Origin of the sequence: Pseudomonas congelans (genome assembly GCF_900103225.1) — a bacterium.
Lineage (GTDB): Bacteria > Pseudomonadota > Gammaproteobacteria > Pseudomonadales > Pseudomonadaceae > Aquipseudomonas > Aquipseudomonas congelans.
This window is the reverse complement of sequence record NZ_FNJH01000001.1, coordinates 409,032-421,777: the sequence shown is the minus strand read 5'-3', so window position 1 is coordinate 421,777 and position 12,746 is coordinate 409,032. Positions and strand designations below refer to the sequence as shown.

Annotated in this window: 17 protein-coding genes; 5 read left to right on the top strand and 12 right to left on the bottom strand. The window is 58.9% G+C overall.

What is annotated here, in order from left to right:
- Nucleotides 1–159 precede the first annotated feature (159 nt).
- The 7 genes from rbsD to BLR20_RS01730 all read right to left on the bottom strand — a co-directional run bounded on the left by rbsD (nt 160) and on the right by BLR20_RS01730 (nt 6,493).
- Entirely contained in the window at nt 160–564 is a 405-nt protein-coding gene (gene rbsD / locus BLR20_RS01760; protein ID WP_054993005.1) for a D-ribose pyranase, read from the bottom strand.
- Entirely contained in the window at nt 561–1,481 is a 921-nt protein-coding gene (gene rbsK / locus BLR20_RS01755) for a ribokinase (RefSeq protein ID WP_054993006.1), read from the bottom strand. The genes rbsD and rbsK overlap by 4 nt, the downstream gene beginning before the upstream one ends.
- A 30-nt stretch (nt 1,482–1,511) precedes the next feature.
- The gene (locus tag BLR20_RS01750; RefSeq protein ID WP_010433291.1) at nt 1,512–2,528 is read right to left on the bottom strand and encodes a LacI family DNA-binding transcriptional regulator; all 1,017 of its coding nucleotides are present in this window, start codon (nt 2,526–2,528) and stop codon (nt 1,512–1,514) included.
- A 1-nt stretch (nt 2,529) separates the two neighbouring features.
- Nucleotides 2,530–3,522, bottom strand: coding sequence for an ABC transporter permease (locus BLR20_RS01745; protein ID WP_032614608.1), 993 nt, complete (start codon nt 3,520–3,522; stop codon nt 2,530–2,532).
- On the bottom strand, nt 3,519–5,072 hold the full coding sequence (locus BLR20_RS01740) for a sugar ABC transporter ATP-binding protein (protein ID WP_054993007.1): 1,554 nt from the start codon (nt 5,070–5,072) through the stop codon (nt 3,519–3,521). Before BLR20_RS01740 ends, BLR20_RS01745 begins: the two co-directional genes overlap by 4 nt.
- Nucleotides 5,073–5,125: 53 nt before the next feature.
- Entirely contained in the window at nt 5,126–6,085 is a 960-nt protein-coding gene (locus BLR20_RS01735) for a sugar ABC transporter substrate-binding protein (RefSeq protein WP_032614605.1), read from the bottom strand.
- A gap of 183 nt (nt 6,086–6,268) precedes the next feature.
- Entirely contained in the window at nt 6,269–6,493 is a 225-nt protein-coding gene (locus BLR20_RS01730) for a YgdI/YgdR family lipoprotein (protein ID WP_010433300.1), read from the bottom strand.
- A gap of 138 nt (nt 6,494–6,631) precedes the next feature.
- Here BLR20_RS01730 and BLR20_RS01725 point away from each other — a divergent pair, with 138 nt between their 5' ends.
- The 3 genes from BLR20_RS01725 to BLR20_RS01715 all read left to right on the top strand — a co-directional run bounded on the left by BLR20_RS01725 (nt 6,632) and on the right by BLR20_RS01715 (nt 8,049).
- The gene (locus BLR20_RS01725; protein ID WP_003416220.1) at nt 6,632–6,883 is read left to right on the top strand and encodes a DUF1654 domain-containing protein; all 252 of its coding nucleotides are present in this window, start codon (nt 6,632–6,634) and stop codon (nt 6,881–6,883) included.
- 4 nt (nt 6,884–6,887) lie between these two features.
- Nucleotides 6,888–7,589: an endonuclease gene (locus BLR20_RS01720; RefSeq protein WP_032614603.1), complete on the top strand. Its 702-nt coding sequence runs from the start codon at nt 6,888–6,890 to the stop codon at nt 7,587–7,589.
- A gap of 223 nt (nt 7,590–7,812) precedes the next feature.
- The gene (locus BLR20_RS01715) at nt 7,813–8,049 is read left to right on the top strand and encodes a DUF6555 family protein (RefSeq protein WP_025990999.1); all 237 of its coding nucleotides are present in this window, start codon (nt 7,813–7,815) and stop codon (nt 8,047–8,049) included.
- Nucleotides 8,050–8,123: 74 nt separating this feature from the next.
- Here the strand turns inward: BLR20_RS01715 and map are convergent, their stop codons facing one another.
- The 4 genes from map to BLR20_RS01695 all read right to left on the bottom strand — a co-directional run bounded on the left by map (nt 8,124) and on the right by BLR20_RS01695 (nt 10,588).
- Nucleotides 8,124–8,915, bottom strand: a complete 792-nt coding sequence (gene map / locus BLR20_RS01710) for a type I methionyl aminopeptidase (RefSeq protein ID WP_010433306.1) — start codon at nt 8,913–8,915, stop codon at nt 8,124–8,126.
- Nucleotides 8,912–9,169 carry a ParD-like family protein gene (locus BLR20_RS01705; RefSeq protein WP_032614602.1) on the bottom strand — a complete coding sequence of 86 codons (258 nt, stop codon included), beginning with the start codon at nt 9,167–9,169 and terminating at the stop codon, nt 8,912–8,914. The genes map and BLR20_RS01705 overlap by 4 nt, the downstream gene beginning before the upstream one ends.
- Before the next feature lie 87 nt (nt 9,170–9,256).
- Nucleotides 9,257–9,454 (bottom strand): hypothetical protein, encoded by a 198-nt coding sequence (locus tag BLR20_RS01700; protein WP_054993008.1) that lies wholly within the window; start codon nt 9,452–9,454, stop codon nt 9,257–9,259.
- Nucleotides 9,455–9,556: 102 nt separating this feature from the next.
- A complete protein-coding gene (locus BLR20_RS01695; RefSeq protein ID WP_054993009.1) occupies nt 9,557–10,588 on the bottom strand; it encodes an Ldh family oxidoreductase in 1,032 nt (343 codons plus the stop codon).
- Nucleotides 10,589–10,861: 273 nt separating this feature from the next.
- On the opposite strand from BLR20_RS01695, the gene BLR20_RS01690 reads away from it, so the two are divergent.
- Nucleotides 10,862–11,890, top strand: coding sequence for a FecR family protein (locus tag BLR20_RS01690; protein ID WP_054993010.1), 1,029 nt, complete (start codon nt 10,862–10,864; stop codon nt 11,888–11,890).
- 225 nt (nt 11,891–12,115) lie between these two features.
- Nucleotides 12,116–12,508: a hypothetical protein gene (locus tag BLR20_RS01685; protein ID WP_010433319.1), complete on the top strand. Its 393-nt coding sequence runs from the start codon at nt 12,116–12,118 to the stop codon at nt 12,506–12,508.
- Nucleotides 12,509–12,541: 33 nt separating this feature from the next.
- Here the strand turns inward: BLR20_RS01685 and BLR20_RS01680 are convergent, their stop codons facing one another.
- Entirely contained in the window at nt 12,542–12,730 is a 189-nt protein-coding gene (locus BLR20_RS01680; protein WP_003393013.1) for a hypothetical protein, read from the bottom strand.
- Nucleotides 12,731–12,746 lie beyond the last annotated feature (16 nt).

Below are 12,746 nucleotides of genomic sequence, written 5' to 3'. Positions count from 1 at the left end.
CTAGGCTTTTTGCGAAAAGTCGGCGAGCGAAGGTCAGGCAAGGCAAAAACAGGCGAGGAAGCGGAGTCTACGTGTTGTAAATGAGCATTCCGATTGGACTCGCATCCGAGCCTGTTTTTAACGCAGCATCACCGAGCGCAGCCACTTTTTGCACATAGCCTAGAAGACGACTCCGGACACCAGCGCCACATTACTGTACGGCTGACATTCTCCGGTACGAATGATTGCCTTGGCCTTGCGACTCAAGACCTTGAGGTCTTCATGGCTTATCCAGCGCTGCTGCCCCAATTGGTCGTCGAGATTCAGGCTTTCGATCACCTGCAACGCAGGCGGCTTGACCTCGGCCATCTCGTTGGCCAACACATGGCTTTCAACCTGCATTTCACTCAGCACGACATCCAGCACACTGATGAAATCCGGCACACCGCGGGTCAACGCGAGGTCGATCAGTTCGACGCCTGCCGGTACTGGCATCCCGGCGTCGACGATCATCAGGATGTTGCCGTGGCCCAGCGATGCGATCACGCGGGACAGGGCGATATTGAGTAACGGGGTCTTTTTCATAGCGAATTGAATTCCTGTACTTCCTCGAACGTCGGGATGGACGGCTGGGCACCCGCTCGGGTAACGGAGATGGCCGCCGCTGCCTGACCGAAACGAATTGCCTGCAATTCGTCCTGGCCTGCGGACAGCGCCGCCGCAAAACCGCCGACAAAGGTATCACCTGCAGCGGTGGTGTCCACGGCCTGCACTCGACGCGCTGGAATATGCTCGACGCAAGACGCATTGGCAAACAGGGTTCCGCGCTCGCCGAGAGTAATGATCACGTTGCGCGCGCCGGCCGCCAGCATGGCCGATGCTGCGTTTTCAGCGGCTGCCGGTGAGTCGACGTTCACACCGGTCAGGGTCTGCGCTTCGCTTTCGTTCGGAATCAGGTAGTCGATCAGCGCATACCAGTTTGCCGGGAGAGGCTCGCTGGCCGGGGCAGGATTGAGAATGACGGTCTTGCCCAGCGCACGCGCGCGCGCCAGGGTGTGGAAAACGGTCTCGGTCGGCACTTCGAGCTGGCAGATGACGATTTGCGAATCCGCCAGCAACGTGTCGAAGCGCTCGATCAATGCCGGACTGAGCCGACCATTGCCACCTGCCACGATGACAATGGCGTTCTGGCTGTTGGCGTCGACCACGATCGAGGCGATCCCGGTGGACACTCCATCAACGACGGTGACCGCCTGACAATCGATATGCTCGGCCAGCAGCGCTGTGCGCAGTTGCTCGCCATAGGCATCGGCTCCGACACAACCGATCATCGCCACGCTGGCGCCCAGCCGTGCCGCAGCGACTGCCTGATTGGCGCCTTTGCCGCCCGACACGGTGTCAAATGTTTCCCCGCTCAAGGTCTCGCCGGGACGTGGCAGACGCTGGGCGCGGATGACCAGATCCATGTTCAGACTGCCGACTATTACTATTTTTGCTTGCATGGCTCATTAATCCGTTGCTGTGCGTGCGCATCATTCGTTGGACAAGGTGTTTGGCACTGCCGTGGACTCGCGCACCACGACGCAGGGCGTCACGAGCCTTTTTTCGACAGGAACCGCATGAGGTGTGGCGATTCTGCTCAGCAGCATTTCTGCAGCGGTTTCGCCCAATTGCATGATTGACTGCCCCACGGTGGTCAGCGCCGGATAGACATAGCGACTCATCTGGATATCATCGAATCCGATCACCGACAGGTCCTGAGGTACGCGAATCAAGCGCTCGGCGGCGGCGCGCAGCACACCGATGGCAATGACGTCGTTGCCGGCAAAGATCGCGGTCGGCGGGTGCGCTGCCAGAAGCTGACAGGCTGCCTCATGACCGGCAGAGCTGGTGAACTCACTGTGCAGCGCCCATTCGGCCCGGACCTGAACAGACGCCTGCTGCAGGGCACGCCGGTAACCCGCCAGGCGCATCTCGGCCACTGTGCTATGGAATGGCCCGCCAATGCAGGCAATGGAGCGATGCCCCAGGTCCAGCAAATGCCGAGTCGCCAGATAAGCGCCCTGCTCATGATCGATACGGACCATGTCGGCATCGATGCCGTCCAGTTCCCGGTCAACGATCACCAGCGGCGTACGTACCTCGGCAAGACCGCCTGCAACACCGGCATCGCCACCCACCGAAGAGACAATCAGGCCGTCTACGCGCTTTTCCAGCAGCACGCGCAGATAGCCGCGCTGCTTCTCCGGATTGTCATCGGAGTTGCAGAGGATCACGCAAAAGCCATTGCGCTCACAGTAATCCTCGATGCCCCGCGCCAACTCGGCGAAATACGGGTTCATGCCGTTGGGAATCAACAGACCGATGGTCGAGGTGGTCTTGGCCTTCAGCGAGCGCGCCACTGCACTGGGCACATAATCGAGCTGTGCAATGGCCGCTTCGACCTTGAGCCTGACCGGCTCGCTCACTGGCCGGGTCTTGTTCAACACGTGGGAAACCGTGGTGTACGAGATCCCCGCCAGGGCCGCGACATCCTTGATGGTTGCCATATCAGCCCTGGCGCCGAGCCCGATGGCTGCGATAGGTGTCGAGTACCACCGCGATCACGATCACCGCACCGGTGATGATCCGCTTGGTCGGCTCGGTCGCACCGATCTGCGCCAGGCCTGCGGCCAGCACGGAAATGATCAGCACACCGAAAAAGGTGCTGATGATCGAACCACGTCCGCCCATCAGGCTGGTACCACCAATCACCACTGCTGCAATGACCTGCAGCTCAAGCCCGGCACCGGCATTCGGATCGGCCGCTTCCAGCCTGGATATCTGAAACAGTGCCGCGACACCGGCCAGCAGCCCCATCAGCGAGAACACCAGAATCTTGTAAGGCTTGGGATTGATACCTGCCAGACGCACGGCCTCTTCATTGGTGCCGATGCCGATCAGATAGCGACCGAAAACGGTCCGGGTCAGTACCGCCTGAGCAACGAAGATGATCAGCAGCGCAATGATGAAAGACGGCGCAATGCCAAAGGCAATCGGGTCGGACAACCAGGAGAACGAGTCACCGATGTAGGCAGTACGCGAATTGGTCATCTGATAAGCCGCGCCACGGGCCATTTCCAGCACGCCCAGGGACACGATGAAGGAAGGGATGCGCCAGGCAACCGTAATCGAACCAGTGATCGTACCTGCCAGCGTCGCACAGGCGATGCCCAGCAATGCAGCCGGAAACACACTCCAGCCCCAGCCGAGGGTTGCCACACTGACCGCCGAAGCGGCCAGGGCCAGCACCGAGCCTACCGAGAGGTCAATGCCACCGATGATGAGGATCAGCGTCATGCCGACCGACAGCACCATCAGGTCCGGGATCTGATTGGCGAGCATGCTGAACGTCTGGTAGGACAGGAAGTGGTCGCTGAGCATCGAGAACAGCACAATCATCACCAGCAACGCACCGGCCAGCCCGATGTAGGTACCGAGACCAAAGTAGGTGCCGCCGCGACGGACCGGTACGGTCAGCGTCGGAGAAGGAGTATTTTTCATGAGTCGTTCCTGGGCGCTGCATCATTGAGCAGCGCATCACGTTTCTGATAACCGGCGAAGGCAGCGGCCAGCAATTGGTCCTGGGTCCAGCTGTCGCGCTCGAACGTGTCGATCAGGCGACCGGCAGACAGCACGCCGATACGATCACAGATCAGCATCAGCTCGCGCAGATCACTGGAAACCACCACCAGCGCCCTGCCCTGGCGGGTCAGTTCGGCCAGCAGCGCGTAGATATCAAACTTGGCACCGATGTCGATGCCCCGTGTCGGCTCGTCGAACAGCATCACGGTGCAGTCACGTTCCAGCCAGCGACCGATCACCACCTTCTGCTGATTGCCCCCCGACAGCTCGGAGACCAGTTGACCCGGGCTGGAGCTGCGAATGCGCATGGCCGCCACCTGGCGCTGCGCCAGTTTCAGCTCGTCGTCGCTGTTGACCACGCCTGCGCTGGAGATCGAATGCATGTTGCCCAGCGCAATGTTGGCGCTGATCGATTGCGACATTAGCAGGCCCTCGCTCTTTCGATCCTCCGTGATCAGAGCGATACCCTGCTCCACCGCGTCGGATGGCGAACGTATGCTGACCTTCTGCAGCGGCCTGCCGACTTCGATGTCACCGCTGTCGGCAACATCTGCGCCATAGATCAGCCGCAACAACTCGGTACGTCCGGCACCGATCAGCCCGGAAATACCGAAGATTTCACCTCGACGCACGTCGAACGACACATCCTGAACCTTGCCGGCACGACTGAGGCCCTTGACTGACAGCGCCACCTCGCCAATCTGCCGGGCGCCCATGTCGATGTGCTCGCCGAGCTCACGGCCGACCATCAAGGTCACCAGTTGCTCACTGTTGTATCGGGAAATCGGCTCGACACACACCAGCTTGCCATCGCGCAGTACGGCAATGCGCTGAGACACCCTGGCAAGCTCTTCAAGCCGATGGGATATGTAGATGATCGAGACGCCACGCGCCTGCAGCCGGGTGATCTGCTCGAAGAGCATTTCCACTTCGCGCGAAGTGAGCATGGCAGTGGGTTCGTCGAGAATCAGCACGTGACAGTCGCCGATCAGGTTTCGCGCGATCTCGACCATCTGTTGATGACCGATCCCCAATTCGCCCACCAGCGTGTCGGGATCAATGGCGTCCAGCCCCACTTGAGCCATGGCCTCGATCGCGTTTTCGCGCAAGCGCTTGCGGTCGATCCAGCCGGCCCTGCGAGGCAGGTCATGAAGAAACAGGTTTTCGGCCACGGTCAGGGTCGGCAGCAGGTTGAGCTCCTGCATGACCATGCGAATGCCGAGCTTTTCGGCCTGGGTACGACTTGCAGGCTGATAAGGCTGGCCCTGGAATTCCATATTCCCGGTGGTAGGCGTTACCAGCCCGCCGATGATTTTTGACAAGGTGCTTTTACCGGCACCGTTTTCCCCGGTCAGGGCCAGCACTTCACCACGCATCAACGTCAGGTCGACGTCACCGAGTACGGGCTGTGCGTAGTTTTTGCCGATGCCACTGACCGAAAGAACAGCTGTCTGAGCAGACGCTGACATACATTTCTCCCAGCGCCCGTCCTCTGCGGACGGGCACCTTTACACGGCGTGGATCAAGGTTGGGTAACGAGCTGTACCGGCGTTTCGATCACGCCTTTGTCGTTAGTATCGACCTTCTCGCCCTTGACCAGCTTGAGAGCAGCTTCGATGCCGAAGACCGCCTGCTTGGCTGCGTACTGATCGGCTGTGGCCAGAACCCGGCCATCCTTGAGCATCGGCTTGATCGCATTGATGTTGTCGTAGCCCACGACCATGACCTTGCCAGCCTTGCCTGCGGCACGCACTGCGGAGACTGCGCCCAGCGCCATGCTGTCGTTACCGGCCAGCAATGCCTTCAGGTCAGGGTATTCATTGAGCATCGCCGAGGCCACCGCATTGCCCTTGTCGATTTCCCAGTTACCGGACTGCGTGGACACCACTTTCATTTTCGCTTCGTCCATGGCGTCCTTGAAACCGGCGGTGCGTTGCTGGGCGTTAGTGGTGGTCGACACACCTTCGATGATGCCCACCTGGTCGCCAGCGGTCAGTTTCTTGGCCAGATAGTCGCCTACCAGCTTGGCACCCTTGCGGTTGTCAGGTCCTACGAACGGGATTTGCAGCTGCTTGCTTTTGAGCACATCGACATCGAGCTGGTTGTCTATGTTGACGACCTTGATTCCGGCATCGGTAGCTTTCTTGAGCACCGGCACCAGCGCCTTGGAGTCGGCTGGCGCGATCACCAGCGCACTCACGTTGGAGGCGATCATCTGCTCGACGATGCGGATTTGCGCCGATGTGTCGGACTCATCCTTGATCCCGTTGGAGATCAGGTCGAATTCGTTGGCGTGTTCTTTCTGGTAGGCCTTGGCACCGTCTTCCATGGTCAGGAAGAACTCGTTGGCCAATGACTTCATGACCAGTGCGACCTTGGGTTTTTCAGGCGTCTGGGCATAAGCTGCAGAGAGGGGCATGACTGCCGTGACGGCAGCAAACATGGCGACAGCGAGAAGGCGTCCAGCGAATGGCAGCTTCATGAGTTCATCTCCGATATTGTGATTATTGTTCGGGCGAACGGCGCAGAATCGATGCTGGGCATCGCCGCGCAAACGTTTGCGAGGAGCGAACTATGGAAAAAGCTGCAGGCTTTGTCAATCCACCGGAAATTAAATCTGCCCGTTCCCCCAGCGCGGGGAACGAGCATTACGATAAGGGGGGGTTCACTCTTCGGGTTTGACCGTCGCCACTTCATCGGCCTTGATGCGGATTGTCTTGCCGGAGATGTCCTCGAACTCGTAGAAGCCGTCGCGCGTTTTGGTCTTGGGCATGTCTTTGGTAACGTACTGAGTACCGTTTTGCAGCGTGACCACCGAGGGCGTGGAACAGCCTGCCAGCAGCACAACTGCCGAGGCCAGTAACGGAAATGCCAGTGACTTGATATTCATGCGTGACTCCGTAAACGTCAGGTTGTTTTTTCAAGGCAATAGTGTGCCACTTGCAACGCTTAATCTTACATAGATGTTGCGAAAGATCCGACACTCAAATACTGTATGCCCGTACAGCAATATTCAGGAACCTTTTCCGTGGCCAAACAAAGCGCAGCGACCCCCTCCACTCCCGGCCCTTACGAGCGCATGGGCATGCGGGTACAGAAGATCATCAACTCGCCCACCGCGCAGAAATCCAGGGCTGCCCTGCTCTTTCGTCAGCCGGACGAGGCAGAAGACGACTGGGCGCAACTGCTTGAAGAAATAGCCGAGAACGATAATGTCACCCTCGCCTGGCGCGACGACGGTGGCGTGCAAATATTCTGGACATTGCCGAAGGAAGATTGACGGCATGATGTTTCGATTTTCCAAACTGCTTTGCACCACCCTGCTCATCAGCGCCTCATTCGCCGCACAGGCCCAAGCCCCGCGCACCTTCAGTGAAGCCAAGAAAGTTGCCTGGGGCTTGTATGCGCCGCAGTCGACCGAGTTTTACTGCGGCTGCAAATACACTGGCAAGCGGGTCGATCTCGCTGGCTGCGGCTATGTACCGCGCAAGAGCGCCAAGCGCGCCAGCCGCATTGAGTGGGAACACATTGTGCCTGCCTGGCAGATCGGCCACCTGCGCCAATGCTGGCAGAACGGCGGGCGCAAGAACTGCACACGAACCGACGCGGTTTACAAACGCGCAGAGGCTGACCTGCACAATCTGGTGCCCAGCATCGGCGAGGTCAACGGTGACCGCAGCAACTTCAGTTTTGGCTGGATACCCGAGCAAAAGGGCCAGTACGGCTCCTGCCTGACCCAGGTGGATTTCAAGGCCAAAAAGGTCATGCCGCGCCCCTCGATACGCGGCATGATCGCGCGCACCTATTTCTACATGAGCAAACAGTACAACTTGCGCCTGTCGCGCCAGGACCGACAGCTTTATCAGGCCTGGGACAAAACCTATCCGCCCCAGGTCTGGGAGCGCCAGCGTAACCAGCAGGTCGCCTGTGTCATGGGGCGTGGTAATGATTTTGTAGGTCCTGTAGATCTGAAGGCGTGTAAATAAATCAGCGTTATTGAAGGCCGGGCACCCTCGCACGAGGGTCAGCCCGGCCATTGATCAACGCATTTGGGTGAAGCAAACGCCACTCATCGGACAACTGTTAACTCAATCCGAAATGATACTATTTTCGTTCTACGCTCTGAAAACAAGGGAATGATCGGGAAGAGCTTTGTCGTACGCACGCCGAAAATAGTCAGACTAATTATCACGTTCGCGGGCAGGGAAGATGGATCATCAAGCGGAATTTGAAATTCACTATCAGTTCAACGGCGAGCCTCGTTGCTTCCTGCACCATGCAAGACAGCTTTGCCAGAGCGACGCCCTGCACTGTGCAACGCTGCATGCAGGTGTCGGAACCGTAAGCGGTAATATATCTGCTGGCCCGATAAGCGTGGCAACCCTTCAGGCCAGTCGTTTCGGCGTGACGCAGGTGCATTGGAGACGGTCTTCGCTGCAAGCATGAGGCATCGTTCTGTTCAACAAAACAATGGCCTTCGAAAAGGCCATTGTTCATATGCATTGTCAGACCACCGCAGATCAAATGGCAGGGTAATCGCCTGTGCCATCAGGCCACGGCGTCAGCAGCTCGAAACCGGTCGAGGTGACGGCAACCATATGCTCCCACTGCGCAGACAGTGAAAGGTCACTGGTCAGAACCGTCCAGCCATCCGGCAACGTCCGGGTGCCCGCCCTGCCCGCATTGATCATCGGCTCGATGGTAAAGACCATGCCAGGCTTCAGTCTGAGGCCTTTGCCCTGCGCACCGTAGTGCAGAACCTGCGGTTCTTCATGGTACTTGCGCCCGATGCCGTGTCCGCAATATTCACGCACCACGCTGAAGCCTTCGCGATGAGCGACGCTCTGGATGGCGTAACCGATGTCACCCAGGGTTGCCCCTGGGCGCACTGCGTGAATACCGGCGCGGGTTGCCTCATAGGTCGTCTCGACAAGACGCCTGGCCAGGGGGCTGACCTCACCGACCAGGTACATACGGCTGGTATCACCGTACCAGCCGTCCTTGATCACCGCGACGTCGATATTGACGATATCGCCTTCCTTGAGAATATCGGTAGCCGAAGGTATGCCATGGCACACCACTGCATTCGGAGAGATACAGGTGGTTTTGGTAAAACCGTGATAGCCCACATTCGCGGGAATCACCTTCAGCTCTTTGACGATGTATTCGTTGCAGATGTCGTCGAGCGCTTCGGTGCTGACGCCGGCCTTGACGTAAGGCTTGATCATCGCAAGTACATCGGCAGCCAGTCTGCCGGCTACACGCAAGTGCACGAGATCCTGTTCGGTCTTGATACCGATAGCGCTGCTCATGAGGCCGCCTTGGACAGGTTGGAAGCTGCAAGCTCGGAGACATTGAAGTTCGAAGCAGTGAGAACGGTCTCACCGGCATTTTCGAGACGGATCAGCATCTGGCAGATCTCGCTGTAATCCAGCGTCGGGTGCAGTTCAGCGAGCATACCGACACGCATCCAGTGCTCGGCCTGCGCATTGATGGAGCGGCTGAGCGCAACGCTGGCAGAGCGCAGATTGGCGTGCATGTTTTCGGAGATTTTTACCAGACCCATGATTCACCTCAAGTTGAATATATGAAGCATATACGTTACGTATACTCACAATCAACTCGAGACTTGCTATGGCCGCGATCAGCCACGCTATTCCACGGCGCTGGCCTGGCGGTATTCACCGCTCGCGCGGGCGGCCGCTATAACTATCGACACCTCCGGTTCATAGGCATTGAACTGGCGCAGTGCGGCCGCCAGCCGGAGAAAATCCTCGCGTTGCATTTCATTGACCGCAGAGAGAGTGCGATGCTGCTGAGCAACCGGGCTTTGCGCTGACTTAAGGGACATGACAGACCTCATTCGTTCTTTACTGTTCATACATACAGTATTTTGAACAGCGCGCTGATACAAGACCGGTCGCGACGAATGGTCAGTGAATTTGCAAATGGCTCAATGACCCGCCAAGGCCTGCAGGCGCTCCAGGTCAGCCAGGGCAATGCTGATACCGTGCGCCATTGATCGCGCGCGTTCGCTGTAACGCCGATCCCCCGGCAAACGCTCCTGCCCTGCCCCATGGAGCTGTCGTACCAATTCCTCGCTGCGCTGTGCAAACGACTGACCGCTGCCCTTGTCAGGATCGATGACGATCAGCAACTGACCGGTCCAGGGCGTCTGTGCTCCGGGATGCTTCGACCAGTCGAATTCGAACGAGAAATTGCCCCCTGTCAGCCCTGCGGCCAGCAGTTCGACCATCATCGACAGTGCCGAGCCTTTGTGCCCGCCGAAGGGCAGCAACGCGCCATCCTCGAGAATGGCGCGAGGATCTTCGGTGGGCTGGCCGGCGCAATCGACACCCATGCCTGCTGGCAGCAGTCGCCCCTCACGGGCGGCGATCTGTACGTCACCGTGGGCGATGGCGCTGGTCGCCAGGTCGAAAACGATGGGCGCGCCGCCTGCACGGGGTGCAGCGAACGCAATCGGGTTGGTACCGAACAGGGGTTGACGCGCGCCATGCGGCACAACGCAGGTCATGCTGTTGACCATGCTCAGGGCCACCAGCCCCTGTTCAGCGAAAGGTTCGACATCCGGCCATAACGCAGCGAAGTGATGAGAGTTGCGGATGGCCAGAATCGCAATCCCGGCGCTGCGCGCCTTGTCGATCAACAGTGCTCTGGCCGCCTTCAGTGCAGGCTGGGCAAAGCCGCCCCCGGCGTCGGCCCGGACAAACGCAGCACCGACATCCTCGACCAGCGGCACAGCCTTGCCGTCCACCCAGCCGCTGGCCAGCGATGAGAGATAGCCGGGAATGCGAAAAATGCCATGGCTATGCGAGCCATCACGCTGGGCGCTGGCGCAGTTTTCGGCAAGCACATCGGCAACCTCCGCGCTGGTGCCATGGGCGACAAAGATTCGACGCAACAGCTCTGTCAGTTGCTCAAAGGAAACGGTCCGGGTCGACTGATCGGTAGGGTTGGCGCGCATCTGAAACTCCTGTTCATGGCAGTAGATCGAGGACGATAGCGAGAAACGACAAGGCGAAAGCAGGCCCCCGAGAGTAGCGCTGCGGATTCTGCAAAGACACTCCCCATGCGATAACTTCATTGCCTTGAGCTGACTGTCGCAGGGCAGATTTCAATGAGAGCAGCTTGCATTCACCAGAAAATACGCAGCACCTTGGTGGGTAATGGCCTGCAAATATTCTCTCTCCCTGAAATCCAAGGGTAGAATGCGCCGAAGGTATAGGCCGGAGCGCCCATGAGCGACCCTCATTTCAGCAAGGCAGAACACGATGCGATCACCGATGCCGCTGCGCATTGGTGCATGCGCCTGCATGCCGAAGACTGTACCGCCGCAGAACGAAAAGCATTCGAGCAATGGTTGAAGGCCCACCCCCTGCATACGGTCGAATACAACGCCATGCTCGAGGTCTGGGACATCACCGGGCAAATCGAACCGCTCAACCCGGCACCTGTGCCCCAGGTCGAGGCTGCCCCGCACGATCTCGTTCGGCCTCGTCGCAGTCGCCGCCGGGTACAACTGGCCGCAGCGGCAGCGGTCGTTGCCCTGGCGCTGCCGGTTGCCGGATACGTCGGCTGGCATCAGGGCTGGCTGCCTGACGCTTACCAGACTTACAACGCCGATACCACCACACGGCTGGTCATGCTGGAGGATGGCAGCCGCGCCGAGCTGAATCTGGGTACCGAGCTGACCTATGCCAATTACCGGGATCGACGCAGCGTCACCCTGAAAAAGGGCGAGGCATTCTTCGAGGTCAGCCACGACAGCACGCACCCCTTTGTAGTCGATGCCGGCGCAGGCAGCATCAAGGTCACAGGCACACGCTTCAATGTATGGATGTATCAGGATCAGGTGCGCGTGACGCTGGTCGAGGGTTCGGTTCAGGTCAACAGTGATCGTGCACATGCCTCTTCAAGCCACGCCCTGGCCCCCGGCATGCAGGCCAGTTACAAGGCGGGCGACGACGCTCCACTGATCAGCCAGACCGAAGCACGCGATACCAGCCTGGCGTGGCGCAATGGCAAGCTGATCTTCAATGATCTGCCGCTCAGCCAGGCACTGCCGCTGATCAATCGCTACCTGCAAACACCTATTCTGCTGGCGGACAGCGCAACCGGCGCCATGCGTCTGGGCGGCAGTTACAACACCCACGACCTGTCGAACCTGGTGGACTCCCTGCCCAAGGTGTTGCCGGTGTATGTGACACAGAATCAGAACGGCAACCCGGTACTCAATCGCCGCCCCTCCGCCACACCGAAAGGCTGATCGCACTCGCGGTGCTGCTGATGCGCAGCCATTTCGGCTGCGCCTATCGTCAGAGCAATCCCACTCGCGCCCGACGATTGTTCATCTAACCTCAAGCGCACAACGCTGCAGCGAGTCTGTACGTATTGGGCCGCGTATTTTTTTCCGCTGATAACTGAGGTTTTGCCGGGCTCGTTCGTCTTAGTAATTGAGAGTGTTTAAAAAAGCCTGAAAAGGAGTTTACGGATGTTCAATCGCCAAGGAATCACGACTCGCACCCTGCTGCGGCAAACCGCACTGGCTGCGCAGGCACAGTCGCCCGCACTGGAGACCGAGCGCCCCGGAAACGAGCACATCCGGATGCTCCTGAAAAGCTTTGGCTTGCGCACCAGCCTGGTCAGGCTCAAGGTGCTCGATGCACTACTGGTCTCGAGCGAGGACGGCCATCCTCTGGGCGTGCGAGGTGTGCACAGCCAGTTGCTCAGGCTTGATGTACCGCTATCGTTTCTGAGTGTGCGCGAGGTCCTCAAGCGTCTGTGCGACGAGGGCGTGATTCATCTCAACGATGACAAGACCTACAGCCTGCATCCTCGCGCCCGGGAATGGCTGGGAGAAGTCGGCAAGGACAACGCCCGGTAAACCCGGCGCCGTTGTCGCACCGGTCAACAGCGCTTAGCGCTTGACCTTGCGACGCATGATCCCGTTGAGGATCACCACCAGCACCGCCACGCTGATGGCGATGTACTGAAAGGTCTTTTCGGTGATAGCACCGCTGTTTTGCAGATGCGACAAGCCCAGCATGATCGCCAGAACGCCGAGGGCGATCAGAATCGAGTAAATCAAACGCTGCTTGTTGGTCATAACGGTTTCCTGAATG

What these genes read in the sequence shown, in the direction of transcription:
- rbsD (WP_054993005.1), bottom strand. Translation starts at nt 564, where the DNA reads ATGAAAAAGACCCCGTTACTCAATATCGCCCTGTCCCGCGTGATCGCA.
- rbsK (WP_054993006.1), bottom strand. Translation starts at nt 1,481, where the DNA reads ATGCAAGCAAAAATAGTAATAGTCGGCAGTCTGAACATGGATCTGGTC.
- BLR20_RS01750 (WP_010433291.1), bottom strand. Translation starts at nt 2,528, where the DNA reads ATGGCAACCATCAAGGATGTCGCGGCCCTGGCGGGGATCTCGTACACC.
- BLR20_RS01745 (WP_032614608.1), bottom strand. Translation starts at nt 3,522, where the DNA reads ATGAAAAATACTCCTTCTCCGACGCTGACCGTACCGGTCCGTCGCGGC.
- BLR20_RS01740 (WP_054993007.1), bottom strand. Translation starts at nt 5,072, where the DNA reads ATGTCAGCGTCTGCTCAGACAGCTGTTCTTTCGGTCAGTGGCATCGGC.
- BLR20_RS01735 (WP_032614605.1), bottom strand. Translation starts at nt 6,085, where the DNA reads ATGAAGCTGCCATTCGCTGGACGCCTTCTCGCTGTCGCCATGTTTGCT.
- BLR20_RS01730 (WP_010433300.1), bottom strand. Translation starts at nt 6,493, where the DNA reads ATGAATATCAAGTCACTGGCATTTCCGTTACTGGCCTCGGCAGTTGTG.
- BLR20_RS01720 (WP_032614603.1), top strand. Translation starts at nt 6,888, where the DNA reads ATGATGTTTCGATTTTCCAAACTGCTTTGCACCACCCTGCTCATCAGC.
- BLR20_RS01715 (WP_025990999.1), top strand. Translation starts at nt 7,813, where the DNA reads ATGGATCATCAAGCGGAATTTGAAATTCACTATCAGTTCAACGGCGAG.
- map (WP_010433306.1), bottom strand. Translation starts at nt 8,915, where the DNA reads ATGAGCAGCGCTATCGGTATCAAGACCGAACAGGATCTCGTGCACTTG.
- BLR20_RS01705 (WP_032614602.1), bottom strand. Translation starts at nt 9,169, where the DNA reads ATGGGTCTGGTAAAAATCTCCGAAAACATGCACGCCAATCTGCGCTCT.
- BLR20_RS01700 (WP_054993008.1), bottom strand. Translation starts at nt 9,454, where the DNA reads ATGTCCCTTAAGTCAGCGCAAAGCCCGGTTGCTCAGCAGCATCGCACT.
- BLR20_RS01695 (WP_054993009.1), bottom strand. Translation starts at nt 10,588, where the DNA reads ATGCGCGCCAACCCTACCGATCAGTCGACCCGGACCGTTTCCTTTGAG.
- BLR20_RS01690 (WP_054993010.1), top strand. Translation starts at nt 10,862, where the DNA reads ATGAGCGACCCTCATTTCAGCAAGGCAGAACACGATGCGATCACCGAT.
- BLR20_RS01685 (WP_010433319.1), top strand. Translation starts at nt 12,116, where the DNA reads ATGTTCAATCGCCAAGGAATCACGACTCGCACCCTGCTGCGGCAAACC.
- BLR20_RS01680 (WP_003393013.1), bottom strand. Translation starts at nt 12,730, where the DNA reads ATGACCAACAAGCAGCGTTTGATTTACTCGATTCTGATCGCCCTCGGC.